This is a genomic window from Prevotella illustrans, assembly GCF_017426725.1.
Taxonomy (GTDB): domain Bacteria; phylum Bacteroidota; class Bacteroidia; order Bacteroidales; family Bacteroidaceae; genus Prevotella; species Prevotella illustrans.
This window is the reverse complement of record NZ_JAERMS010000019.1, coordinates 23,947-48,210: the sequence shown is the minus strand read 5'-3', so window position 1 is coordinate 48,210 and position 24,264 is coordinate 23,947. Positions and strand designations below refer to the sequence as shown.

The 24,264-nt window shown below is 52.9% G+C and carries 17 protein-coding genes and 2 tRNA genes; 11 read left to right on the top strand and 8 right to left on the bottom strand.

All coding sequences use genetic code 11. The features are described 5' to 3' along the window. Positions 1 to 375: 375 nt before the first annotated feature. The 3 genes from JHU38_RS07255 to JHU38_RS07245 all read right to left on the bottom strand — a co-directional run bounded on the left by JHU38_RS07255 (position 376) and on the right by JHU38_RS07245 (position 4,882). Positions 376 to 2,442, bottom strand: coding sequence for a glycoside hydrolase family 20 protein (locus JHU38_RS07255; protein ID WP_107582117.1), 2,067 nt, complete (start codon positions 2,440 to 2,442; stop codon positions 376 to 378). Between the two features lie 312 nt (positions 2,443 to 2,754). Further along, positions 2,755 to 4,515 carry a M56 family metallopeptidase gene (locus tag JHU38_RS07250; protein ID WP_107582116.1) on the bottom strand — a complete coding sequence of 587 codons (1,761 nt, stop codon included), beginning with the start codon at positions 4,513 to 4,515 and terminating at the stop codon, positions 2,755 to 2,757. Between the two features lie 7 nt (positions 4,516 to 4,522). Then, positions 4,523 to 4,882, bottom strand: a complete 360-nt coding sequence (locus JHU38_RS07245; protein ID WP_021589600.1) for a BlaI/MecI/CopY family transcriptional regulator — start codon at positions 4,880 to 4,882, stop codon at positions 4,523 to 4,525. A 321-nt stretch (positions 4,883 to 5,203) separates the two neighbouring features. Here JHU38_RS07245 and JHU38_RS07240 point away from each other — a divergent pair, with 321 nt between their 5' ends. The 5 genes from JHU38_RS07240 (at position 5,204) to sucD (ending at position 8,116) form a co-directional block, all read left to right on the top strand. Then, positions 5,204 to 5,404, top strand: coding sequence for a hypothetical protein (locus JHU38_RS07240; protein WP_107582115.1), 201 nt, complete (start codon positions 5,204 to 5,206; stop codon positions 5,402 to 5,404). 13 nt (positions 5,405 to 5,417) lie between these two features. Beyond that, on the top strand, positions 5,418 to 5,552 hold the full coding sequence (locus JHU38_RS07235; RefSeq protein ID WP_232369878.1) for an HTH domain-containing protein: 135 nt from the start codon (positions 5,418 to 5,420) through the stop codon (positions 5,550 to 5,552). Between the two features lie 117 nt (positions 5,553 to 5,669). Continuing rightward, a complete protein-coding gene (gene rd / locus JHU38_RS07230) occupies positions 5,670 to 5,828 on the top strand; it encodes a rubredoxin (RefSeq protein WP_021589580.1) in 159 nt (52 codons plus the stop codon). A gap of 259 nt (positions 5,829 to 6,087) precedes the next feature. Then, on the top strand, positions 6,088 to 7,227 hold the full coding sequence (sucC, locus tag JHU38_RS07225; protein WP_021589539.1) for an ADP-forming succinate--CoA ligase subunit beta: 1,140 nt from the start codon (positions 6,088 to 6,090) through the stop codon (positions 7,225 to 7,227). A gap of 16 nt (positions 7,228 to 7,243) precedes the next feature. Beyond that, complete coding sequence (gene sucD, locus JHU38_RS07220; protein WP_025881866.1) at positions 7,244 to 8,116, top strand: succinate--CoA ligase subunit alpha; 873 nt, start codon at positions 7,244 to 7,246, stop codon at positions 8,114 to 8,116. Positions 8,117 to 8,257: 141 nt separating this feature from the next. Here sucD and JHU38_RS07215 read toward each other — a convergent pair whose 3' ends face one another. After that, positions 8,258 to 9,538, bottom strand: coding sequence for an O-acetylhomoserine aminocarboxypropyltransferase/cysteine synthase family protein (locus JHU38_RS07215; protein ID WP_107582114.1), 1,281 nt, complete (start codon positions 9,536 to 9,538; stop codon positions 8,258 to 8,260). 262 nt (positions 9,539 to 9,800) lie between these two features. Here JHU38_RS07215 and JHU38_RS07210 point away from each other — a divergent pair. From JHU38_RS07210 to JHU38_RS07185, 6 genes are all read left to right on the top strand, one after another. Then, a tRNA-Val gene (locus JHU38_RS07210) sits at positions 9,801 to 9,875 on the top strand. Between the two features lie 11 nt (positions 9,876 to 9,886). Continuing rightward, positions 9,887 to 9,968, top strand: a tRNA-Tyr gene (locus tag JHU38_RS07205). Positions 9,969 to 9,981: 13 nt separating this feature from the next. Continuing rightward, a complete protein-coding gene (locus JHU38_RS07200; protein ID WP_146157017.1) occupies positions 9,982 to 10,308 on the top strand; it encodes a hypothetical protein in 327 nt (108 codons plus the stop codon). Positions 10,309 to 10,321: 13 nt separating this feature from the next. After that, complete coding sequence (gene purL / locus JHU38_RS07195) at positions 10,322 to 14,107, top strand: phosphoribosylformylglycinamidine synthase (protein ID WP_107582112.1); 3,786 nt, start codon at positions 10,322 to 10,324, stop codon at positions 14,105 to 14,107. Between the two features lie 39 nt (positions 14,108 to 14,146). Continuing rightward, complete coding sequence (locus JHU38_RS07190; protein WP_021589583.1) at positions 14,147 to 14,683, top strand: chromate transporter; 537 nt, start codon at positions 14,147 to 14,149, stop codon at positions 14,681 to 14,683. 7 nt (positions 14,684 to 14,690) lie between these two features. After that, positions 14,691 to 15,263, top strand: a complete 573-nt coding sequence (locus JHU38_RS07185) for a chromate transporter (RefSeq protein WP_107582111.1) — start codon at positions 14,691 to 14,693, stop codon at positions 15,261 to 15,263. A gap of 43 nt (positions 15,264 to 15,306) precedes the next feature. Here JHU38_RS07185 and JHU38_RS07180 read toward each other — a convergent pair whose 3' ends face one another. The 4 genes from JHU38_RS07180 to JHU38_RS07165 all read right to left on the bottom strand — a co-directional run bounded on the left by JHU38_RS07180 (position 15,307) and on the right by JHU38_RS07165 (position 24,115). Then, positions 15,307 to 17,205: a glycoside hydrolase family 13 protein gene (locus tag JHU38_RS07180; protein ID WP_107582110.1), complete on the bottom strand. Its 1,899-nt coding sequence runs from the start codon at positions 17,203 to 17,205 to the stop codon at positions 15,307 to 15,309. 12 nt (positions 17,206 to 17,217) lie between these two features. After that, positions 17,218 to 19,143 carry a type I pullulanase gene (pulA, locus tag JHU38_RS07175; protein WP_107582109.1) on the bottom strand — a complete coding sequence of 642 codons (1,926 nt, stop codon included), beginning with the start codon at positions 19,141 to 19,143 and terminating at the stop codon, positions 17,218 to 17,220. 63 nt (positions 19,144 to 19,206) lie between these two features. Next, on the bottom strand, positions 19,207 to 21,339 hold the full coding sequence (locus JHU38_RS07170) for a glycoside hydrolase family 97 protein (RefSeq protein ID WP_107582108.1): 2,133 nt from the start codon (positions 21,337 to 21,339) through the stop codon (positions 19,207 to 19,209). A 79-nt stretch (positions 21,340 to 21,418) separates the two neighbouring features. Next, positions 21,419 to 24,115 (bottom strand): 4-alpha-glucanotransferase, encoded by a 2,697-nt coding sequence (locus tag JHU38_RS07165; RefSeq protein ID WP_107582107.1) that lies wholly within the window; start codon positions 24,113 to 24,115, stop codon positions 21,419 to 21,421. Positions 24,116 to 24,264 lie beyond the last annotated feature (149 nt).

Below are 24,264 nucleotides of genomic sequence, written 5' to 3'. Positions count from 1 at the left end.
TTAAGGCGAAAGCGGATGCAAAAGTAGAGAGTTTTTGGCAAACCACCAAATATTTTCAAAAGTTTTTTGCTTTTTCTGTAACCTTTCTGCCATATTTCCTCCATTGACTTCCAAACAACAACCTTAAAGATGATATTCACCTTATATATAATAATAGAGCGACTCTATCACGTTCGTATAAAAAAGGCGCACGGAACGTATAGATCACCTACCCGTTCCGCACTATGTATAAAAAGAGTTACAAAAATAACATATAGTTAAAATTATTCATCCCAAGGAGGATAGCCCGGCCACCGGTCCGCGACATCTTCCTCTTTCTGAAAGTTAGTGGACTGTCATTTCGATTTGCGGCTTTATATAAGCCTGCTTCCAAAGTCATTGTACACAGATTTCATCGGTAAAAATCCAACCGCCTTCAGGCCCTGCTTTTGCCTGGTAACGAACAAAGCGTGCTTTCGTTTCTCCATTCCATTCACAATCTTTCACGCAAAAATCAGCAGAGGTGTCAACATCATGGCGGCTGTCATCCAGCGTTTTGAAATTCTCCCCATCCTCCGAAACCTGTATGACAACCTCACCAGGTGTATAAATCACGGCACTGGCCGATTGGAAAAAGCTTGCCTTAACCTGCTTCAACGCCTTCACCTCGCCCAGATCAATCGTCACGTCCAACCGTCCATGTCCGATAAATCCCTGCCATGCGCCATCATGGAAGTCCCAACCGCCACGAATGCCGTCCACCAAAGCGCCGTCACCAGAACTCCGATAATTGTCTGCATAGGGAGCATTGTAGGTCACCTTCTTGCCCAAAGCCAAATGGCAGAGCGGTTCTTTCTTTTCCGGTCGGTTTCCAATCTCCTTACGCAAGTCGAAAGGATGGTAACCACGGCCCGCCAAAACATCCTGCATACGCAAAGCCCTGCGATGGAAGTCGGCGAAATCCGCCTTGCGATTGCTCCATCCATTTTCGGCTATCGCAAACAAGCGTGGATAAAGCATATACTCGCAATGCGACATTGTCTCGACCTGCTCAGTCCATAGGTTTCCCTGCACGCCAAGAACACGTCCGGCAATGCTGTCGGGCAACTGGCAGGCCGGGTCGAAAGAATGGCATTGTTCCAGCGGCATATAGCTGCCAAAGGCCTTCGGCTGCGAAGGAGGACAATCTTGGTAATGGTCCAGATAGCAATACCGACCGGGCGTCATGATGACGTCGTGACCCGCTTTCGAAGCCTCGATGCCGCCTTTCTCGCCCCGCCACGACATGACCACAGCGTTGGGAGCCAGCTTTCCCTCGAGAATTTCATCCCATCCTATCAATATCCGGCCATGATCATTGAGGAACCGCTCTATTCGTGCGGTCAGATAGCTTTGCAATTCAGCCACGCTCGCCAACCCTTCTTGCGTCATCCGCAGCTGGCAACGGGGGCAGTTGCCCCAGGCTTTGCGCGAAGCCTCGTCGCCACCGATATGAATATATTTGGACGGAAAGACTTTCATCACCTCCTTCAAGACATTCTCCAAGAAAGTGAAAGTTTGTTCATTTCCCACGCAAAGGTCGGAAGACTTGTCAACAACACCCTGACACAGCAGTTCCGGATAGGCGTGCAAGACCTCCGCACTGTGCCCGGGCATTTCTATTTCAGGTATGACAATGATGTGTCGCGCAGCCGCATACGCCACGATTTCCTTCAAATCCTGCTGCGTATAATAGCCTCCATAAGCTCCATCGTCCCCCTTGCGGGCGTAGGGGCGCCCCTCTTTTCGCCATTTATCCCAATTGGACTCCGTCCTCCATGCCGCCTCTTCCGTCAACTTCGGGTATTTCTTGATCTGCATGCGCCATCCGGCTTCATCTGTCAGGTGCAAATGCAGCCTGTCCATCTTCAGACAAGCCATCGCGTCCAGTTGCTTCATGATGAACTCCTTGGGCCAAAAATGGCGGGAACAGTCCAACATCAGTCCCCGATAGACGAACCGCGGCTCGTCCTTTATCGTACAACAGGCTATGCGTCCCTGCTCCTCCAGCTGTCTCAACGTCTGCAAACCATAAAACAACCCCACCACAGTGGGAGCCTCCAAATGAATCTCCGTGGGCGAGACATGCAACTCATAACCTTGCAACCGCTTGTCATTCGCCGCCAACCTGCCATCCTTTTGCGGACGAGTGAGGTTCATTCGCACGATGCGGTCAGCCTTCTTGTCGAACGTCAAGGCAGGGAAAGCCTCGGCAACCTGCAGCCGCAGCCATCGGCCTTCCTTATGTTTCACGTTGGTGACAAGCCGAAGCCGCCCCGTCGTCACAAAGTTTCCATCCGTCTCGACATACGAAGTCGGCGCGGGAATCAGCTTCGCCGAACCCGCAGGCCGCGCACTTTCAGCTGCAAACGCGCTGGTGACAAACGATAAAAATGCCAAGAAAAGAAATAAAAAGTGTTTCATGAAATAAAATAATTTATGCTTATGGATGTAACAGATAGGTTTAACGTCATTTCATCTTCCGTTTCAATCGCCATATATCCGTTGTTTCCGCATATTCAACTATAGAAACGATAAAACTTGATGCAAAGATACATATTTTTAGCGCAAGACAAAGGGCGCAGGTGTTATTTATGAGAAATACAAACCTTACCGAGCAACCTAAAACCAAAATGCCGAGCATTGACAATCGCAACACTCGGCACTTCCAGAAAGCCATCCCTCACGGACAGCCATTACCGGAGAGATTTATAGTTTACCATCAACCGTGGCCACTTACTTCTTTTTCAGCTTCACCAACACGACGGGCTTGCCGCCGGAATCGTACTGTTTCATCGTGGCTTCGTCCTTCTGCACGGTTATACTTTCAATGTCGTCGGGGTTCAAAGCGTCGACATTATCGACGCGCTTGCCATCGACAAAGAAGACTGACGACGTATTGCCCTTGACCTGTGATATAGTTACGCCGGTAGCATTGTATTGCTCGAAGTTGATAGGAATGTTATACTTCACTCTCACGGGCTTACCGTTCAGCTTGCCCGGTTCCCATTTGGGCATGCCTTTGACGGCATCGAGAGCAGCCTGGTCGAGTTTCGGACTGACGCTCCTGACCACTTTCGGTTCGACAACGGCGCCATTCGTGTCCACGATGAACTGGACAACAACTCTTCCACTCGCCTTGGTAATCGGATATTTCACCTTGCCCGAGATATATTTCATCATCGCCTCCTTTCCACCAGGGAAGTTCGGCATTTGGTCCACTATATCATAAGCCGCCTGCTGCTTGTCGCCCGGTCGCGCCACGCTAAGCGTCACGTCGCGACGGCTGCCCTTCACGGTAAACAGAACAGTGCCCGTGCCGATATATTTCACTTCCACAGCACTTCCGACAGGCACTTCCGACAGGCGATAGCGGCCTTCCTTGTCCGTCACCGTGCCCCGTTTGCTGCCCCGCAGCACAACGGTCGCGCCGACAACGGGCCGCCCTTTCGTGTCGCGCACCGTGCCCGAGACCGTCAGTTTCTTCACGGGCCGGGCGGCTTCGTCCACGGCTTTCGCCGTCATGTCTTCCAACGTGGCGGCCGACTGCGAAGGATTGGCAATCTCGGTCTGCAACAGTTGCTCAGCCTTGTCGGAGAGCGAACGGGCCATCGGCACATTGCGGCCTACCGTGCGCGCCACCGACTCGATGTTGCTTACTATCAACAATGCGGCTGCCAAGGGCGCAAAGAGCAGATACTTGGCCATGCCTATCTGCTTGGTTCTTCTCTTGTTCATCATTTTAATTCTCTTTTTAAGCGGTAAAACATTGAAGTTGTTGGCCACATCCAAATGGTTTGGATGATAAGCCAGGCCGAGCAGATGATACTGATAGGCTTTGCGCGCGTTGCCATCAGCCAGCACCTTGTCGTCGGCAAGAAATTCCAGATTGACTCTCACTTCGTGTTTCAGCAGCCAGGCGAACGGATTGAACCAGCAGAATATGCTGAACCATTCGGCCACCATCGTGTCGACGGAGTGCCACTGCGCCACATGGGCGTGCTCGTGGGTGAGTATTTCGTTCAGCTGAACGGCCGTGTGACGGTCGGGATTGACGAATATCCAGCGGAAGAAGGAGAACGGTCCCTCGCAACCGTCCAGGCAATGCACCCGCATGCCGCCCATACGGCGCACCCGTGTCTTGCGGGCCAGGGCCACAATGCCCATCAACTGCCACGCCATTCGCAGCGAAAGCAGGCCCACACCGAGCCAATATACATAGCCAAGGGCGTCGAATACCGTCATCGTCGGCCCCTGGGCGTAGACCTCCAAGGCCGGCAGCACGTTCACGGCATAGCTCTCCGCCAGGGTGGCCGTGGCCGGCGTGTCCTCTATCCACCAAGCGATGTCGAGCACAGGCAACGCCAACGTCACGCCATAGATGGCCCACAGCGTGAAGCGGCGCAGCGTGAAAAACGTGTCGCGGCTCACCATCAGCCGGTAGAAACCGTAGAGCAGCATGAGCGCCAGATTGACTTTGAGCAGGTAAACAGCCATAAACTTGTCAATTTTCGTTTTCTATTTCAGAGATAATATCGCGCAAATCCTTTTCGGAGATCTGCTCTTCACGTGCGAAAAAAGTAACCATGTCCTTGAACGAGTCTTTGAAGTAATCGCGCACGAAGCCCGTCATGAAGCTGCGCTTGTAGTCCGCCTCCTCGATGTTGGGCGAATAGCTGTAGCCCTTTCCTTCGCGTTCGGCCTTGACGAAGTCCTTCCGTTTCAGGTTGTTCACCACCGACGCCACCGTCGTATAGGGCGGTCGAGGCTCGGGCAGGGCCTCCACAATCTGCTTCACGACGCACCGGCCCAGTCGCCAAATGCACTTCATCACGTCTTCTTCTTGTTTGGTTAGATTTTCCATATCGTCGTTTCTCGGGATTTCAATTGAATGACAGCTTTTCAACAAGCATGTTGCAAATCTACGAAAAAATCGTAACAATCAAACTATTAGTGCGTTAATTAATTCTAAAAGCATGAAAAACGACCGATGGGCGTGGGTGTTCAAAAGCGCAGCAACTGCGTTTCTGCATGACAACGGCACTGCTTTGAGCGTGTAAAAGCAGCCCTTTGGAAACGTGAAAGCAGCCCTTTTGGCGCGCAACGGCAGCCCTTTTGCAAGCCGAAAGCGCAGCTTTTGAAAAACGACGGCGCAAGTATGGATTAAAAACCGTATTTTTGCAGGATGAAGAAGGCATATCGAGACACGAGCAACTACACACCTCCATTCACGGTTTCAGCCAAGGCCATCAATCTGATTGCTGACATTTCGGCGTTGATAGAACGTCATGCTGTCAGGTTGGAGCAGGCTGACAAGTTCCTGAAAAGTGGCAAAAAGCCTTTCCAACCTGTCGGAAACAACGTGGCATGTCTATGCTTTGATTAAGGAAAATCCCTATATGACAAATGTTGTTCTGGCCCGGCGGTTAGGTATTTCAGACCGTATGGTCAGGAAACATATCACGACTTTGAAAAGCATTGGGCTGCTCTCTCGGGTGGGAAGCAATAAAACGGGATATTGGAAGTTGAAATGACAAGGTTCGATTTGCCGATAAAAAACACGTCATTTATTTTGCCATTCCAAACCATTGCGCTATATTTGCAGCCAAGTTAATTAATAAAGACAATCAAACATTAAATACAAAGACATTATGAAGAAGTATGTATGCGACACATGTGGCTGGGTGTACGACCCCGAAGTAGGCGATCCGGACAACGGTATAGCACCGGGAACGGCGTTTGAAGACCTGCCCGAAGATTTCGTATGCCCCGTATGTGGTGTAGGCAAGGAAGATTTTAGCGAAGAATAAAGTCCGATTTGCACGAAATAAGAAGCCATGCTTCATCTGGAAACAGACGGGGCATGGCTTTTCTTGTGGCCGTTGTGGCGGCGGAACGCTGCCACAACGACGCCCCGCAATGCCGTTGCGACGCTTCTGCCGACCGTTGTGCCCGCATACACCTTATTATATATAGCAAAAGCATAAAAATATCAGCATTTCCTTTCGCCCTTGGAAAATATTTTGTAATTTTCCGCGGTAATTCCTAAACATATATTATTTAATAACTATGAAGGTACATGAATATCAGGCAAAGTCTTTCTTTGCGAGTTATGGGGTCCCGGTGGACAGACACGCGCTGTGTCGCACGGCTGAAGAGGCCGTGGCGGCTTACCGGGAGTTGGGAACCGGCAAGGCCGTCGTCAAGGCACAAGTCCACACGGGTGGGCGCGGCAAGGCCGGCGGCGTGAAACTTGGCGGCAGCGAAGACGAGATTCGTCGCCATGCCGAGGCCATCCTGGGGATGGACATCAAGGGATTCACGGTCGACCGCGTGCTGGTGAGCGAGGCGGTGGACATCGCCGCGGAGTATTATGTCAGCATTCTTGTCGACCGAAAGTCGAAGTGTCCCATGATGATGCTGAGCCGTTCGGGCGGCATGGACATAGAACAGGTGGCCAGGGAAACCCCCGAGAAGATTGAGAAGATCGTCATCGACCCCGTTCTCGGCATGACGGACTTCCTGGCACGGCAGGCCGCTTTCAAGCTCTTCGACGACATGGTGCAGGTGAAGCAGGCCACGAAGATTTTCCAAAACCTCTACCGGTTGTTTGTAGAGAAAGACGCCTCGCTCGTCGAAATCAACCCGCTTGTCAAATTGGGAGACGGCACCCTCAAGGCCATCGACGCCAAGATGACGTTCGACGACAACGCCCTGTTCCGCCATCCCGACGTGAAGGAACTCTTCGAACCTACACCCGAAGAGCGCAAGGAGCAAGAGGCGAAGGAGAAAGGGTTCAGCTACGTGAACCTGGGAGGCAAGATTGGGTGCATGGTGAACGGCGCCGGACTGGCCATGGCCACGATGGACATGATTAAACTGTACGGCGGCGAGCCTGCCAACTTCCTTGACATCGGCGGCAGTTCCAACCCCGAGAAGATCGTGGAGGCCATGAAACTCCTCTTGAGCGACAAGCATGTCAACACCGTTCTCATCAATATCTTCGGCGGAATCACGCGTTGCGACGACGTGGCCAAGGGCCTGATAGAAGCCTTCAAGACGATAGAGACCGACATCCCCATCGTGATTCGCCTCACGGGAACCAACGAAGCCGAGGGCCGCGCGCTGCTCCAGGGCACCCATTTCACCGTGGGCACCAGCATGTCGGACGCCGGTCACAAGGCGGTAGAACTGAGTAAACAACATTAAAAACCATGATTAAGCTATGAGTATTTTACTGCATAAAGATTCGAAAGTTATCGTTCAGGGTATCACCGGTCGTGATGGCAGCTTCCATGCCACCAAGATGAAGGCGTATGGAACGCAGGTTGTGGGTGGCACATCACCCGGAAAGGCCGGTCAGGAGGTAGCGGGCATTCCCGTATTCAATACCGTCAGGGACGCCGTTGAGGCCACCGGAGCCGACACTTCCATCATTTTCGTCCCCGCTCCGTTTGCCAAAGACGCCATGCTCGAAGCCATTGACGGCGGCGTGAAGCTCGTCATCTGCATCACCGAGGGCGTTCCCACGCTCGACGCCGTGGCCGCACAGCGTTACGCAAAGATCAAGGGCGTGAAGGTGATAGGCCCCAACTGCCCGGGACTGATTTCTCCCGAGGAGAGCATGGCGGGCATTATGCCGACTAACATCTTCAAGAAAGGCCACACGGGGGTCATCAGCCGCAGCGGAACGTTGACATACGAGGTGGTTTGTCAGCTGACACAAGCCGGTCTGGGACAGTCGACGGCAGTCGGTGTGGGCGGCGATCCCGTCGTCGGACTTTACTTCGAAGACTTGCTCCGCATGTTCCAGGACGACCCGGAGACCGACTCCATCGCCCTCATCGGTGAGATAGGAGGCGACGCCGAAGAGCGTGCCGCACAGTTCATCAAGCAACATGTGACGAAACCCGTGGCCGTATTCATCTCCGGCCGTCAAGCTCCTCCGGGCAAACAGATGGGCCATGCCGGCGCCATCATTTCGGGAGGATCGGGCACTGCGGCCGGCAAGGTGGCGGCATTTGAGGCCGTCGGCGTTCCCGTTGCCGATGAAACGAGCGAAATCCCCACGTTGCTGAAGAAGCAGTTGGGCCGCTAATCAGCGATGATTGATACACGAAAAAGAGGATATTCGGTGCCGAATATCCTCTTTTTTATGGTTGGATGAATCGAAATGGGGCGTCAAACACCCATTTCACGCTTCACGTTCCATATTTGTCACGGGCCTTCGCCCCGCCGTCTACAGCTTCTGCATGGCCTGTTCCAGGTCGGCGATGATGTCGTCGCAGTTCTCTATGCCGACGGAAAGGCGGATGAGGTCGGGAGCTATGCCCGCTTCACGCAGCTGCTCGTCGGAGAGTTGGCGGTGGGTGTGGCTTGCCGGATGGAGCACGCAGGTGCGGGTGTCGGCCACATGCGTCACGATGGAGACGAATTCGAGGCTGTCCATCCATTTGATGGCTTCCTCACGACTGCCCTTCAGACCGAAGGCGATGACGCCACAGGAGCCGTTGGGCAGGTATTTTTGCCCCAATTCATAATACTTGTTGTCGGGAAGTCCGCAGTAGTTGACCCATGCCACGCGCTCGTTTCGCTCCAACCATTCGGCCACTCGCTGCGCGTTGGCGCAGTGTTGGCGCACGCGCAGGTGGAGCGTTTCAAGTCCCAGGTTGAGCAGGAACGAGTTCTGTGGGGCCGGAATGCTGCCCAGGTCGCGCATCAGCTGCGTCACCAGCTTCGTGCAATAGGCCGCCTTGCCGAACGATTGGGTGTAGGTCAGCCCGTGATAGCTCTCGTCGGGCGTCGTCAGACCTTTGAACTTGTCGCCCTGGGACTCCCAGTCGAAGTTGCCCGAGTCGACCACCACGCCGCCCACTTGTGCCGCATGACCGTCCATATACTTGGTGGTGGAGTGGGTGGCGATGTCGCATCCCCACTCGAAAGGCCGGCAGTTGATGGGCGTGGCAAAGGTGTTGTCGACGACGAGGGGCACGCCGTGCTTGTGGGCGATGCGTGCGAAGCGCTCGATGTCGAACACGTGGACGCCGGGGTTGGATATTGTCTCGCCGAAGAAGCACTTGGTGTTGGGACGGAAGGCCGCCTCTATCCGCTCGTCGCTCCACTCCGGGTCGATGAACGTGCAGTCAATGCCCAGCTTCTTCATCGTCACGCCGAACAGGTTGAACGTGCCGCCATAGATCGTATTGGTCGTGATGAAGTGGTCGCCGGCCTCACATATATTGAAGATGGCATAGAAATTGGCCGCCTGTCCCGAAGAGGTGAGCACGGCGCCGACGCCTCCTTCGAGTGCCGCTATCTTCTTCGCAACGGCGTCGTTGGTAGGGTTGGCCAGGCGGGTGTAGAAGTATCCCGCGTCTTCAAGGTCGAAGAGGCGGGCCATCTGTTCGCTGGTTTCGTATTTGAAAGTGGTACTTTGGTAGATGGGCAGCTGCTGCGGCTCGCCCTTCGACGGCTTCCATCCGCCATGGATGCAGATGGTTTCCAGGTTTCTTTTCTTCATTTTTCGTTGTTGGATTATGTATGTGGTGCTGCAAAAGTAGTGCAAACGAACGGAACGCCCAAACAAGAAGGGCATTATTTTCATGTCGCGGGAATCCGAGAAGGCTGCTTCCGCGTCGCAAGGTGCATCCATGACGGTGCATGGAGCGGCGTTTGCGGCTCCAATGGCCGATGTTTTTTGGTTAAAACATGTAAAATTACAATATGAAAGTTTGGCTTTGTCGATATAATCCCATACTTTTGCACCCGCTTACGAGGAGTAAGGGCGTTTAGCTCAGCTGGTTTAGAGCGTCTGCCTTACAAGCAGAGGGTCGGCGGTTCGAATCCGTCAACGCCCACACTACGGTTCGGGTAGTTTCCAGAGTGGCCAAATGGGGCAGACTGTAAATCTGCTGCTTCTAGCTTCGGTGGTTCGAATCCATCACTACCCACAAGCCAAGAGATTTGAATTGCGGTTCAAGTCTCTTTTTTTTATTGCCCTTTTTCAATCAATTCAAACGTGAAGTGTCGGGTGCGCATCGTGCGGTGTTGGAATCGCCGTGCGTCGTTTTCAAGCCCACGGGCCTGCCTTTCCTGCGGGGAAGGATTGCTTTTGGCTCGCCATCGCTGCCCTTTCGGCTTGCAAAAGGGCTGCCGTTGCGCGCCAAAAGGGCTGCTTCTGCGCCGCAAAAACTGTGCTTTCAGAAAACAAAAAAACAGCCTTATCCGGTCATTTATTTGGTCATGTCACGCATTTCGACTAACTTTGCAGCATTGAGTTTAATACATTAATTCATAATTAAACATGATTCTTTTCTTTAGAACTCCCTCCCAAACCGTGATTGCGACAGAGATCGACCATCAGCCGAACCTGGATGAAATCGACAAACTTCGCTGGCTTTACGGCGACGCTACGCCCGAAGAAGCCCAAACGCTGAATGGATTCTTCGTGGGACCACGCCGCGAAATGGTCACTCCCTGGAGTACGAATGCCGTTGAGATTACTCAGAACATGAGTCTTGACGGCATTTCGCGTATAGAAGAGTACTTCCCCGTGGAGTCGGAGCAGGCCGAACACGACTCCATGCTGCAACGCATGTACGACGGTCTGGGCCAGAACATCTTCACCATAGACCACCAGGCGGAGCCCATCAAGTATGTGGACGACCTGGAGAAGTACAACGAGGAGGAAGGACTGGCCCTCAGCGAGGACGAAATGGCCTATCTGCACAAGCTGGAAAAGGAGAACGGACGGCCGCTGACCGACTCGGAAATCTTCGGTTTCGCGCAAATCAACTCGGAACACTGCCGCCACAAGATCTTCGGAGGACAGTTTGTCATCGACGGAAAGGTGATGGAGTCGTCGCTCTTCAGCCTCATCAAGAAGACGACGGAGGAGAATCGGAACAAGGTTATCTCGGCTTACAAGGACAACGTGGCCTTCTCCGAGGGGCCGGTTGTCGAGCAGTTTGCGCCCGCCGACCAAAGCACCAGCGACTATTTCAGGGTCGAGGACATCGAGAGCGTCATCTCGCTGAAGGCCGAAACCCACAATTTCCCGACGACGGTGGAGCCTTTCAACGGCGCCGCAACGGGCACCGGAGGCGAAATCCGCGACCGCATGGGCGGCGGTGTAGGCTCATGGCCCATCGCCGGAACGGCCTGCTACATGACGGCTTACCCACGGTTGAAGGACGACGACGGGCAAACTGACACCGAACGCACATGGGAACAGCTCATCCCCGTGCGCAAATGGCTCTACCAGACGCCCGAACAAATACTCATCAAGGCGTCGAATGGCGCCAGCGACTTCGGCAACAAGTTCGGCCAACCGCTCATCACGGGCAGCGTACTGACCTTCGAATACGAGACGACGGCCGACGACGTGAACCCCGACGGCGCAGGACAGATCTACGGCTACGACAAGGTGATCATGCTGGCAGGCGGCGTGGGCTACGGCAAGAAGCGCGACTGTCTGAAGAAAGAGCCGCAACCGGGCAACAAGGTGGTCGTCGTGGGCGGCGACAACTATCGAATCGGACTGGGCGGCGGCTCCGTCAGCTCGGTGGACACGGGCCGTTACAGCAACGGTATCGAACTCAACGCCATCCAACGCGCCAACCCCGAAATGCAAAAGCGGGCCTACAACCTGGTGCGCGCGCTTGTCGAGGAGGACAACAACCCCGTGGTCAGCATTCACGACCATGGTTCGGCTGGCCATCTGAATTGTTTGAGCGAGTTGGTTGAGGACTGTGGCGGTCGCATTGACATGCCCCAGCTCCCGATTGGTGACCCGACGCTGAGCGCAAAAGAAGTGATTGCCAACGAATCGCAGGAACGCATGGGCTTGCTCATCGACGAGAAGCATATCGAACACGTGCGCAAGATTGCCGAACGCGAACGTGCGCCGATGTATGTGGTAGGCGAAACGACGGGCGACGCGCACTTCAGCTTTGCCCAAAGCGATGGTGTCAAGCCGTTCGATCTTGATGTCAAGCAGATGTTTGGCCACACACCGAAGACCGTTATGGTAGATGAAACGGTCACACGTACCTACGCCGATGTACAGACAGATGATAAGAAAATCGACGAATATTTAAATAAGGTGCTCCAATTAGAGGCTGTTGCCTGCAAGGATTGGCTGACCAACAAGGTCGACCGCTCCGTTACGGGCAAGATAGCACGCCAGCAATGCCAGGGCGAGATACAGCTCCCGTTGAGCGATTGTGGCGTCGTAGCCCTCGACTATCGTGGCCGCAAGGGTATCGCCACGGCACTTGGACACGCTCCGCAGGCCGGATTGGCCGACCCGAAAGCCGGCAGCGTGCTCTCTGTTGCCGAAGCACTGACCAACCTCGTGTGGGCACCGATGGCCGATAAGGAAACTCCGCTCAACGCGGTGAGCCTCAGTGCCAACTGGATGTGGCCCTGCCGCAGCCAGAAAGGTGAGGACGCACGCCTCTACGAGGGTGTTCAGGCATTGAGCGACTTCTGCTGTGCCATCCATGTTAACGTACCAACGGGCAAGGATTCGCTCTCGCTTTCGCAGCAATACCCCGATGGCAGCAAGATTATCGCGCCGGGAACGGTTATCGTCAGTGCCGGCGGCGAGGTCAGCGACGTACGAAAAGTGGTGAGCCCGGTGCTTGTCAACGACAAGAATACAAGCCTTTATCATATTGATTTCAGCTTCGACGAGCAGCGACTGGGCGGTAGTGCCCTTGCTCAAAGTTTGGGTAAGATTGGTAGCGACGTGCCTACGGTACAGAATCCGGAGTATTTTGTCGACTGCTTCAACGCCATTCAGGAGCTTATCGAGCGGGGATGGATTATGGCAGGCCATGATATCAGTGCGGGCGGTTTGATAACCACCTTGCTCGAAATGACCTTTGCCAACACCGGAGGTGGTCTGCATGTCAACCTGCACGACCTGGCAGGCAACGATATGGTGAAAATGCTGTTTGCGGAGAACCCCGGTGTGGTGATCCAAGTGAGCGACGCGCACAAGAACGAGTTGAAAGAATTCCTCGACGATGCAGGTATCGGCTTCGCCAAGATTGCCTATCCTACGCCCGACAGCCGAAAAATTGTCGTGAAGAACGATGCTTACGAGCACACATTCGATATCGACAGCCTGCGCGACACGTGGTACAAGACCAGCTATTTGCTGGATCGCGACCAGAGTTTCAATGGTATGGCCAAGCAACGATTCGACAATTACAAGAAGCAACCGGTAGAAATGAAGTTCAACAACGACTTCAAAGGCACGCTCGAAAGCTATGGTCTCAACGCCGACAGATGGAAAACAGCAACAGCCGACACCCAACAGCCGGCACCCAAAGCAGCTATTATTCGTGAAAAGGGTACCAATGGCGAGCGCGAAATGGCCTATTCGCTCTATCTGGCCGGCTTTGACGTAAAGGACGTGACGATGACCGACCTCATCAGCGGTCGCGAAACACTGGAAGAAGTCAACCTGATTGTCTTCTGCGGAGGCTTCTCTAACTCTGACGTTTTGGGCTCAGCCAAAGGTTGGGCGGGAGCTTTCCTCTACAATCCGAAGGCAAAAGAGGCGCTCGACAAGTTCTACGCACGTGAGGATACGCTGTCATTGGGTATCTGCAACGGCTGTCAGCTGATGGTAGAGCTCAATCTTCTCAACCCCGAACACGAACATCGCAGCCGTCTTCTGCACAATACGTCGAAGAAATTTGAAAGCGTTTTCCTCTCGCTTAACATTCCACAGAACGACAGCGTGATGTTCCGTAGCCTCAGCGGCAGCAAACTGGGTATTTGGGTGGCCCACGGTGAAGGCCGATTCAGCCTGCCCGAAGCCGAAGATAGGTACAATGTCATTGCCAAATACAACTATGCCGAATATCCCGCAAACCCCAACGGCAGCGATTACAACGTGGCCGGTATCTGCTCGAAGGATGGCCGTCATCTGGCCATGATGCCCCACTTGGAGCGTGCGATCTTCCCTTGGCAGAACGCTTGGTACCCTGCCGACCGACGCAATGATGAGGTAACACCTTGGATTGAGGCCTTCGTCAATGCCCGTAAGTGGATAGAAGAGAAGACAAAAGCATAGAAAAGCAAGAAAAAAGAAGCTAAATTTGAACCATAAATAATGTATCTCACATTATTCAAAACATTCTTTAAGATTGGCATAGTCACCTTTGGCGGTGGCTATGCCATGATTCCCATGATCAAGGCTGATGTTGTTGACAAATACAAATGGATTAACGAGGAGGAATTTCTCGACCTTTTGGCAATTGCCCAAAGCTGCCCGGGCGTGTTTGCCATCAACATCAGCATTTTTATAGGCTACAAACTACGCCGACTGAAGGGCGCGATCTGTACGGCATTCGGTACAGCCCTCCCCTCTTTCCTTATCATTCTGGCCATCGCCATGTTCTTCCATGCCTTTCAGGAGAACAAAACCGTGGCTGCCATGTTTGCCGGTATACGCCCGGCCGTGGTCGCATTGATTGCCGTTCCTACGTTTGAACTGGCCAAGAATGCAAAAATCGGCCTGTCCAACTGCTGGATTCCCATTGGCGGAGCACTGCTGATATGGCTTTTGGGTGTCAATCCGATTTATGTAATCATAGCCGCCGGACTGGGAGGTTACATCTACGGACAATTCTTAAAGACCACGGAGTGAAACGCTTATGATATTCCTATACTTATTTCTGACGTTTTTCGAAATCGGACTTTTCGGCTTTGGTGGCGGCTATGCCATGATATCGCTCATTCAGGGACAAGTGGTCAGTCGCTGGCACTGGCTTTCGATGGGCGAATTTACCAACGTCATTGCCATCAGTCAGATGACACCGGGCCCCGTGGGTATCAATTCGGCCACCTACTGTGGCTATATGGCCGTGAAAAATGCCGGCTTCGACGCGCCCATGGCTATCCTTGGATCGGCCACAGCCACGTTCGCGCTGGTGTTGCCGTCGTTCATTCTCATGCTGCTTATCAGTAAAATGCTGATGAAATACATGCATACACAACTCGTAGAGGATGTGTTTTCGGGCCTGCGTCCTGCCGTTGTAGGACTTCTTGGGGCCGCCGCACTGCTGCTGATGACCGCCGAAAACTTCTCTACTCCCGATAACCCATGGCATTTCTACATCAGTATTGCCCTCTTCGTGGCCACTTTTGTGGGCACCAAATACCTAAAAATCAATCCTATCGCCATGATAGGCTATGCCGCTTTTGCGGGTCTTTTGTTACTATATTAATTAATCGGGCTGATCAGATTTGCCTGACCAGCCCGATTAATTACTATTCCGACCACTCCCATATCAAAGTCTGGCGGGGCGACAGCGGCACATTGGCCGACAAATCGACCGGCTGTCCCGTCATCACATCGGTAGCCTGAACATGCTTACCAATGATTTCCGCATAACGTTGAACATCGAGTTGGGCGTTGCGGCGCAACCCATTGAGTACCGTCATCACCGTTTTGCCGCCATGTCGGCGCGCGATGACGTAGACGCCGTTGTGGGGAATGAACTGCGTCTGCGTGCCACGGCTGACGACCTCGTTGCTCTGACGCCAGTGGAGCAGTCGGCTTAGCCAGTTGAACATGGCATTTTCTTCGGCCGTACGGCCCTCTGGCGTGAACGCGTTGCGCTTATCGCCGGGAAAACCACCCGGGAAATCCTTGCGAACATTACCATCGGTCACGGCCTTGGTGCCATTCATAAGCACCTCTGTACCATAATAAAGTTGCGGAATGCGATTGATGGTAAGCAACAAAGCCAATGCCTGCTTCAGTGCCAACGTATCCCGACCCTCGCCCAAGAAGCGATCTGTGTCGTGATTCTCAATGAAAGCCATCACGCTCGATGGATTCTCATAGAGATAATCATAGCACAAGCTGTTGTAAATGCGGTTCAGTCCCTGCCACCAACCATCGGTTTCCTCGGTCTTTGCCTGACTTAATTTGTCGAAAAAACTGAAGTCCATCACCGTCTTGAGATAACTGTTGATGGTCGAAAGCTTTGAATCCTTCTGCCAAGCAGCCGTATAAGCCGGCTCTGTGACCCATGTTTCGCCCACCGTATTGAAGTTCGGATATTCCTCATCCAGCCTTTCCATCCACTGCGCCATGCCCTCGCGGTCGGCATACGGATAAGTATCCATGCGTATTCCGTCGATTCCGACGGTCTCAATCCACCACTCGCTGTTCTGAATCAAGTAAGTAATAACATGCGGATTGCGCTGATTGAGGTCGGGCATGGTAGGAACAAACCAGCCATCCACGGTCTCACGCATGTCCGCTTTCGACGCGTAGGGGTCCAATACGGGCGTCAACTTATAGGAAGTTTGCAGATACCGGTCGTTCACCTTGGCCCGCTGACCCTCCTTTTGGCCGGTCTGCGCCTCATGAAGCCACTCCGGCGTGTTGAACCAGTCCCTTGTCGGCATATCCTTTACCCATGGATGTTCGAAGCCGCAGTGGTTAAAAATCATATCCATAACCACTTTCAGTCCCTTCCGATGGGCCTCATCAATCAGTTGTCGATAGGCTTCATTGCTACCAAAGCGTGGATCTACCTTATAATAATCTGTCGTAGCATAGCCATGATAAGTACTTGTATTGCCTTCATCGGGCGAGTTATTCTCGAGCACAGGCGTAAACCATAATGCCGTAACGCCCAGTTCTTTAAGATAATCCAAGCGCTCGCGAATGCCTTCAAGGTCGCCGCCGTGCCGCAGACTGGGCTGTGTACGGTCTTCCTTGTAGGCATTGAGGCCTTTCACCTGTGCCGGATGGTTCTTTCCTTGCGCAAAACGGTCGGGCATGAGCATGTAGAGTACATCGGCATTGGTAAATCCCATGCGCTTATCGCCGGCCATCTCACGCTCTTTGAGCGGATATTTCACCTTTTTGCCATCGAACTTCAACGTCATCTCTCCGGGCCGGGCACCCTCCAAATTCAGGTAAACCAGCAGGTAATTGGGCGAATCGAGCCGCACGAGCGAGTCGATACGTGCCCCCGGATAGTCCACCGTGACATGGGCATTGCGGATGTTCTTCCCGTAAACCATTAGTTGCAGGCTCGGATTCTTCATGCCGGCAAACCAGTTGGCCGGCTCTATTCGGTCTATCTTCGGGGCTGCTTCTATCGTCACAGTGCCCAGAAGAAAACTCAATAAGGCAATTATCTTTTTCATTTCATGTAGTTTTTAGTTGTGCAGAATCAATGCCGATTGGGGTGCTACGGTCACCGTGCCGCCCTGTTGGCTACCCATTCCCTCCTCACGGATGACCCCATTGCGGCAAACAACAGTGTATTCGCCTGCCGGAATGTCTACCGTGCGACTTTCACGACTGCCGTTGAGCAACACGACAATACGCTTCCAAGGCTCACCGGGATAGTCTGTGAGCATGAAACCCACCAAGCAATCCTGTGTGGGAAGAAACGAAAGACGCGCCCTGACGTCAGCTGCCGAGCCGCTGCCAAAGGCCGGATGGTTCTTGCGAAGACGAATCAGGCGGCTGTAGTAATCGAACACCTGCGGGTAACGCTTAAGATTGTTCCAGTCAAGACGATTGATACTGTCGGGCGAATTATAAGAGTTGTGCACGCCTTTCTTATCGCGCAACATCTCTTCACCTGAGAGTATGAAGGGCACACCCTGTGAAGTGAAGACGGCAGTTTGGGCCAACAAGTCGAGCCGAATAAGTTCTTCGTCGCTGATACCGGGCATTTCGGCACGCAGGCGGTCAACCAGACACATATCGTCGTGACAACTGACGTAGCTGATATGTTGAACAGGCTCGGCCGTCCAGGCCTTCTTGTCGTAGTTCACCTTACTCATATCAACCTCGGGATGGGCAATTCCGCCCACGATACCAAACTTCAGACTCTCTTCCTCGCCTGCGATACCGGCCAGAAAAGCCCCCTTCGTATCATCCGAAAATGGTCCACGAAGCGCGTCACGGATGTTATCGCTGAAGGCCGCGATGCCCGGTAGCTGCGCCATGTGGCCCTTCATGGCCAGTTTTTCCTGCGGATAAACGCAGCTGCCGGCACTCCATCCCTCACCATATATAAATAGGTGGGGATCTATTTTGCTGACTTCGGCACGAATGGCGTTCATCGTCTCAATGTCGTGCACGCCCATCAGGTCGAACCGGAAGCCATCGATATGGTATTCGTTGACCCAGTATTTCACGCTTTCAATCATGAATTGGCGCATCAACGGTCGTTCCGAAGCGGTCTCATTGCCGCAGCCCGAGCCGTTGCCGGGCTGTCCATCCTTGGCGTAACGATAGAAATAGCCGGGATAAGTGCGCTCGAAATTGCTGCCGGCAATATCAAACGTATGGTTATATACCACATCGAGGAAGACACGGATGCCAGCTTTATGCAGGGCCATCACCATCTGCTTGAATTCCTTGACGCGTGCGGCCGGATCGTAAGGATTGGTCGAATAACTGCCTTCGGGCACATTGTAGTTCAGCGGATCATAGCCCCAGTTGTATTGCGGCTGGTCGAGTTTGGTTTCATCCACCGACGCGTAGTCGAACGAAGGCAAGATATGAACGGCTGTTATGCCAAGTTTTTTCAGATGTTCGATGGCCCGTGGCTCCGTAAGAGCCAGGAATTTACCCTTATTCGTTATGCCCGAAGACGCGTCGATAGAGAAATCACGATGATGAAGTTCGTAAATAACGAGGTCGTGAACCGACTTGCTCACCGGTCGCTTATCGTTTTCCCAGCCTGCGGGCTGCGTTGTGGACCAGTCGATGATGGCTCCTCGCCTGCCGTTGACACCTACTGCCTTGGCAAAAATACCCGGTGTCTCGCCCTTTCCTATATCAAACGTATAGAATCGGCCTTTCAGATTGCCCCGAATGGTGGTCGACCAGAGATCACGACCAATCTTTTTCATCCCGACCACACGCAAGGGAGCCCCTTGAAGTCCGTCGGCATAGATGCGGACAACCGGCTTCTGCGGCGCATTAAGTTTGAAAATGGTTTGCGAGGGGGTGTAAGTAACTTCCTTAAAATCAAACTGCAGATTTGTGGAAGCAGCATAGAGGGGGGTCGTTTGTGTCATCAGCGTTGCGGAAAACACGGCTAATAAAGACTTCTTTAGATTCATTATGCTTTAGATTTTAGACACTTCGTCCTTTCTCCGCTTGGGTGGAGAAAGGACGAAGAATTATTATTTAGCTATCAAAGAGATGGCAAAACCGCCACCCGGAGCCTCCGTCAGTTTCAGCACATCGCCCTTCTTAACCATTCGTTTGGTTATGGTATAGGCCTTGGGATTATCCTTATAGTGAGCGTCCTTGGCGTCGGCATAAATCGTACACTCATATTTCCGGCCCTTGTCGAGGAAGTCGAGCCTGACGATACTCTTGTGACCATTCTCGTCGCACTTACCTCCGACAAACCAGTTGTTGGTTCCTTTAGCCTTGCGCGCTACCGTAATGTAATCTGCCGGTTCGGCCTCCAAGTATCTGCTATCATCCCAATCGCAGGCCACATCCTTGATAAACTGGAACGCGTCGTTGAACTTCGCGTAGTTCTCGGGCAAGTCGGCAACCATCTGAAGGGGACTATACATCGTCACATAGAGGGCCAACTGGCCCACCAACGTCGTGCGAACCCACGATTTGTTGTCGCTCCAAGTGCTTAATTGAGTCTCGAGAATACCCGGTGTATAGTCCATCGGGCCGCCCTGAAGACGTGTGAAAGGCAAGATAACCGTATGATCGGGGCGACTACCGCCGAACGCTTCGTACTCCGTTCCACGTGCGCTCTCGTTTCCTACCAAATTAGGATAGGTGCGACAAAGGCCTGTCGGGCGCACGGCCTCATGCGCGTTGACCATGATACGGTGCTTGGCAGCCTCCTTCACCACATAAAGATAGTGCTCGTTCATGGACTGTGAGAAGTGATGGTCGCCCCGTGGGATGATGTCACCCACGTAACCGCCTTTCACGGCGTCGTAACCATACTGATTCATCAGTTTAAACGCGTTCTCCAAGTGGCGTTCGTAGTTGCCTACACTGGAACTCGTCTCGTGGTGCATCATGAGTTTCACGCCCTTGGAGTGGGCATATTCGTTGAGATATTTCAAGTCGAAATCAGGATAAGGCGTAACAAAATCGAAAACATCACGCTTCCAATGGTTGGCCCAGTCTTCCCAACCGACGTTCCATCCCTCTACCAACACTTGGTCGATACCATTGGCGGCGGCGAAATCGATATACTTCTTCACGTTGGCCGTAGTCGCTCCATGGCGTCCGTTGGGCTTTGCCTTCGTCCAATCGACGCGATCCAGCTTGACCGAAGGATATTCATCGGTGTAATTCCATGAGCTTTTGCCGACAATCATTTCCCACCACACCCCGCAATACTTGGTAGGATGAATCCAGCCGGTATCCTCTATCTTGCAGGGTTCGTTGAGATTCAGGATGAGATTCGACGACAACATATCGCGCGCGTCGTCGCTTACGATTACTGTGCGCCACGGCGTCTGACACGGCGTCTGCATGCAACCTTTCAGTCCGGTGGCATCGGGCGTGAGCCAACTTTCGAAAACGAAGTTCTTGTCGTCCAGATTCAAGTGCATCGTAGCGTAGTCAATACACGCCGCCTCATGAATATTGATATAGAGTCCGTCGGCGGTTTTCATCTGCAAAGCCGTCTGCACACCTGTCGGAGAGAAGACTGCCACCGACGAGTTGCTCCAGTTGACCGCGTCATGGAAGCGTCCGCGGATTTCAGAGAGTTTGCTTTCCTGCGTCTCCTGCTCCTGTGTGTCATAGTCGCCGGGCAACCACCACGCCGTATGATCGCCCGTCATGGCAAACTGCGTGTGCTCTTCCTTGATGAGGAAGTAGTTCAACGCCTCCTGCTGGGGGAACTCATAGCGCAGTCCCATGCCATCGTCGTAGACCCGGAAGCGAATGATGATATTGCGATGGGTAGCCGGTTGGTTAAGATCTACCTCCAATTCATTGTACTGATTGCGTATGGTGGCCGTCTCACCCCACACGGGTTTCCACGTTTCATCGAAGGCCGACGTCTTCGTGTCGGTAATCTTGAAACCGTCCATCAGGTCGGTTTCCTTCATTTCGCGTGACGCGTGCCTGTCCTTAGCCAGTTCCAAACCCAGTCGGCTGGGCTTGATGACGCTCTTGTCCTTAAACGTCAACTCGTAGGTAGGCACGCCATTGCCTGTCAAAGAGAACGTCAGTTTGACCTTACCATTGGGCGACGTCACCGTCTGAGCGGCTGCCAGCACAGGCAACAGCATCATGGCCAGAAAAGATTTGATTCGGTTCATGATTTAAAAGTAATGTGATGATTTCGTTAAAACATAATTTTCCCGCCCGTAAAAGCACGGGCAGGAAAACCAATAGGGATTATCGTCCGCTTTCGGCGACAAGCTCCGTGATATTCTCACGGAAACTTTCGTTGGCCATGAGGTCTTCTATCGTCATGTGCATGCGGTACCGCCAATAGTGTTTAGGATTGGCCGGAATGTTGATTCGTTCGGCATTGGGATCTTCCAAGCGCAGGCGTTCGTCGACAGCTAGCCAGTCCTGAATAGACAGCACGCAGAGCATGGAAGGCGAAAACAGCTGACGACTCACGATGTCGCGGGCCAACCAGCCCGGTAACGGATGAGGAGCGCCCCCCGAACGGTAGAGCATGGTGTTATAATAAGCCTGCGTGCGGTCGTAGTCCTCGTCCCACCACTGCCGCAACGTGGGCATATCGTGGCTTGAGATGGTGCAGACAGACCGATAGGGATTGGTTTCGAGATAGCCGAAACGCACCTTCGGATTCTTCGGCATGCTCTGTAATTCAAGGCTCAGAATCTTGAGCTCGCTCATCACCCATGCCACACAGTCGGGCACCATGCCCAGATCTTCGGCGCAAACGAGCATACGCGTGGCCTGAACGAGCTTCGGCAACTTTTTCATAGCCTCACGATACCAGAAGTGGTTGTTGCGACGATAGAAGTAATCATTGTACAAGCGGTTGAAAGCAGCCTTGTCGCTGTCGTACAAAGCTTCGTAGGTGAAGTCGAACTGAGCGCTGATGCGCGGGTGGAAAAGGTTGGCATCCTTGCGGTCGCGCACGAAAAGCACGTTACTAATGAGGGCATAGAGGCCGTCGCGAAGCCAGCATTCGCGCTCATCGGTGACGTCGGCAAAGGCCGCTTCCACCTTTTTCTGCGTGTCATATTCGGGCTTCATGGCCCAAATATCGTCGTGCAGGTGTTGCAGATACGTATCTTTCACGCGCTGAGCGTTCTCACGGAACACGCGGTCTATAATCCAATCGGCGATAAACGGCGTGGTGAAATGCTCTTCCAGAAAGCGCAAACCATAGGCTTCTATCTCCTCGCGCGTCATGCCAAGGGCCGGCGAGAACTGGCCCAAAAGGCCATGAACGGCATCGACAGGTATCTCCCAAATACGGAAGAAGCCCAATACGTGGTCAATGCGGTAGGCATCGAAGAACTTCCGCATGTTCTGGAAGCGACGCACCCACCACGCGCAGTCGTCCTTCAACATCTCCTCCCAGTTGTAAGTTGGGAAGCCCCAGTTCTGCCCATTGACAGAGAAATCATCGGGAGGAGCCCCCGCCTGTCCGTTCAGATTGAAGTACTTAGGTTCCATCCACACGTCGCAACCGTAGCGATTGACCCCAATCGGGATGTCGCCTTTTAAGATAACACCCTTCTTGCGGGCATATTCGTGGGCGGCCTCCATCTGCGAATTGAGGATAAATTGCACGAAATAATAAAACTCTACCTGCTTATAAGCCTTTCTGGTTGTAGCCGACAGGGCCGCACGATCGGCCTCATCCCAGGTCTGATGGTCGGGCCAACGGCTGAAATCGGCCGTTCCGTAAGTGTCGCGCAAATAGCAATACTGGGCGTATGGCACGAGCCACTGCTGTGTTTCCTTAAAGAAAGTCTTGTATTCGGCCGTATTCAGCATGGCCTTACCTTCCTGAGCATAGAGTTCTTTCAGATAGTCGAGCTTGGCCCGGTTCACCTGTTCGTAGTCGATTTGCTTCAGGGCATTGAGCTGTTGACGCAAGGCTTCAAAGTCGTTGCGCTTCTTGGCGTCTTTCAGCGCGGGCAACCCGCTGAGATCGGCATACTGCGGATGCAGGGCGAAAATACTGATGCAGCTGTAAGGGTAGGAATCTGTCCAAGTATGAGTGGTAGTGGTATCATTGATGGGCAGCACTTGCAGTACCCGCTGACGGGTCAATGCCACCCAGTCGATCATCTTTCTGAGGTCGCCGAAGTCGCCCACGCCAAAGCTGGTCTTGGTCCGGAGCGAGAAGAGGGGCACTAATGTGCCGGCCAACTTGCGGTTCCAAATCTCAAAGAAAGCCTGTTCCAACTCGTAGACAACAGCCTCGCCATCTTTCAGGTCGAGCACTTCAACGGTACGGTTAAGCCCTGTTTCCCACATCGGATCAGACGAATCATCGCTGCCGAGGGCTACAAACTTAAATTCAAAAACATGGTCTTCAAATGAATCGGCATTGAGATCGACAATCCACTCATTGAAATTGTGCTCATACATGGGCACGGCCTTGGCGACATTCCACGCACCCAGTGCATCGCTCGCGCCACACATGACCAGCCGCTCATCTCCTCGCAGCTGCGGAGCCCGCACCACGAAGCGCACGGTCTTGGCAAAAGCCGTTGGATTGACCACCACGGTCTTGCGCGGATTGACACACTCCATGAAAGCCGAACTATACAGGTAGGAGTCTTCAGGCACGTCGATCCACTTATCAAAGATCTGATACGTGTCGGCTTTAATCAGGTTCAGATTGAGCGTGTGACACTCGGTAGACCACTCGTGGCGACGTTCGCTGCCCTCGCAGTCCACACTATAGAAATAGGTAAGTACTCTGGCGAGATTGTCTTTCTTGAGATTCATCTCGTAAGTCCACTGAAGACCGTCGACCGTAGCCATGCGATATTGCGCAACGCGTTCGTTTCCGGCCTTGTCGGTCTCAATACAATTCAGCAACAGTTCTTCACCGAAGACCGTCTGATAGTCAATATTGAAATATAAGTTCATAGCGAATGGTTAGTAAATATGCTCCAAAATTAACAATAATCCATGGTCTCCGTTTTCACGGCGAATGGTATTTATTGAAAAAGAAATGCAATCGTTTGCATGGAGAAATATGTATTTTAAAAAACTAAAGAAAAGAGATGATTTGGGGA

What these genes read in the sequence shown, in the direction of transcription:
- JHU38_RS07255 (WP_107582117.1), bottom strand. Translation starts at nt 2,442, where the DNA reads ATGAAACACTTTTTATTTCTTTTCTTGGCATTTTTATCGTTTGTCACC.
- JHU38_RS07250 (WP_107582116.1), bottom strand. Translation starts at nt 4,515, where the DNA reads ATGGCTGTTTACCTGCTCAAAGTCAATCTGGCGCTCATGCTGCTCTAC.
- JHU38_RS07245 (WP_021589600.1), bottom strand. Translation starts at nt 4,882, where the DNA reads ATGGAAAATCTAACCAAACAAGAAGAAGACGTGATGAAGTGCATTTGG.
- JHU38_RS07240 (WP_107582115.1), top strand. Translation starts at nt 5,204, where the DNA reads ATGAAGAAGGCATATCGAGACACGAGCAACTACACACCTCCATTCACG.
- JHU38_RS07235 (WP_232369878.1), top strand. Translation starts at nt 5,418, where the DNA reads ATGACAAATGTTGTTCTGGCCCGGCGGTTAGGTATTTCAGACCGTATG.
- rd (WP_021589580.1), top strand. Translation starts at nt 5,670, where the DNA reads ATGAAGAAGTATGTATGCGACACATGTGGCTGGGTGTACGACCCCGAA.
- sucC (WP_021589539.1), top strand. Translation starts at nt 6,088, where the DNA reads ATGAAGGTACATGAATATCAGGCAAAGTCTTTCTTTGCGAGTTATGGG.
- sucD (WP_025881866.1), top strand. Translation starts at nt 7,244, where the DNA reads ATGAGTATTTTACTGCATAAAGATTCGAAAGTTATCGTTCAGGGTATC.
- JHU38_RS07215 (WP_107582114.1), bottom strand. Translation starts at nt 9,538, where the DNA reads ATGAAGAAAAGAAACCTGGAAACCATCTGCATCCATGGCGGATGGAAG.
- purL (WP_107582112.1), top strand. Translation starts at nt 10,322, where the DNA reads ATGATTCTTTTCTTTAGAACTCCCTCCCAAACCGTGATTGCGACAGAG.
- JHU38_RS07190 (WP_021589583.1), top strand. Translation starts at nt 14,147, where the DNA reads ATGTATCTCACATTATTCAAAACATTCTTTAAGATTGGCATAGTCACC.
- JHU38_RS07185 (WP_107582111.1), top strand. Translation starts at nt 14,691, where the DNA reads ATGATATTCCTATACTTATTTCTGACGTTTTTCGAAATCGGACTTTTC.
- JHU38_RS07180 (WP_107582110.1), bottom strand. Translation starts at nt 17,205, where the DNA reads ATGAAAAAGATAATTGCCTTATTGAGTTTTCTTCTGGGCACTGTGACG.
- pulA (WP_107582109.1), bottom strand. Translation starts at nt 19,143, where the DNA reads ATGAATCTAAAGAAGTCTTTATTAGCCGTGTTTTCCGCAACGCTGATG.
- JHU38_RS07170 (WP_107582108.1), bottom strand. Translation starts at nt 21,339, where the DNA reads ATGAACCGAATCAAATCTTTTCTGGCCATGATGCTGTTGCCTGTGCTG.
- JHU38_RS07165 (WP_107582107.1), bottom strand. Translation starts at nt 24,115, where the DNA reads ATGAACTTATATTTCAATATTGACTATCAGACGGTCTTCGGTGAAGAA.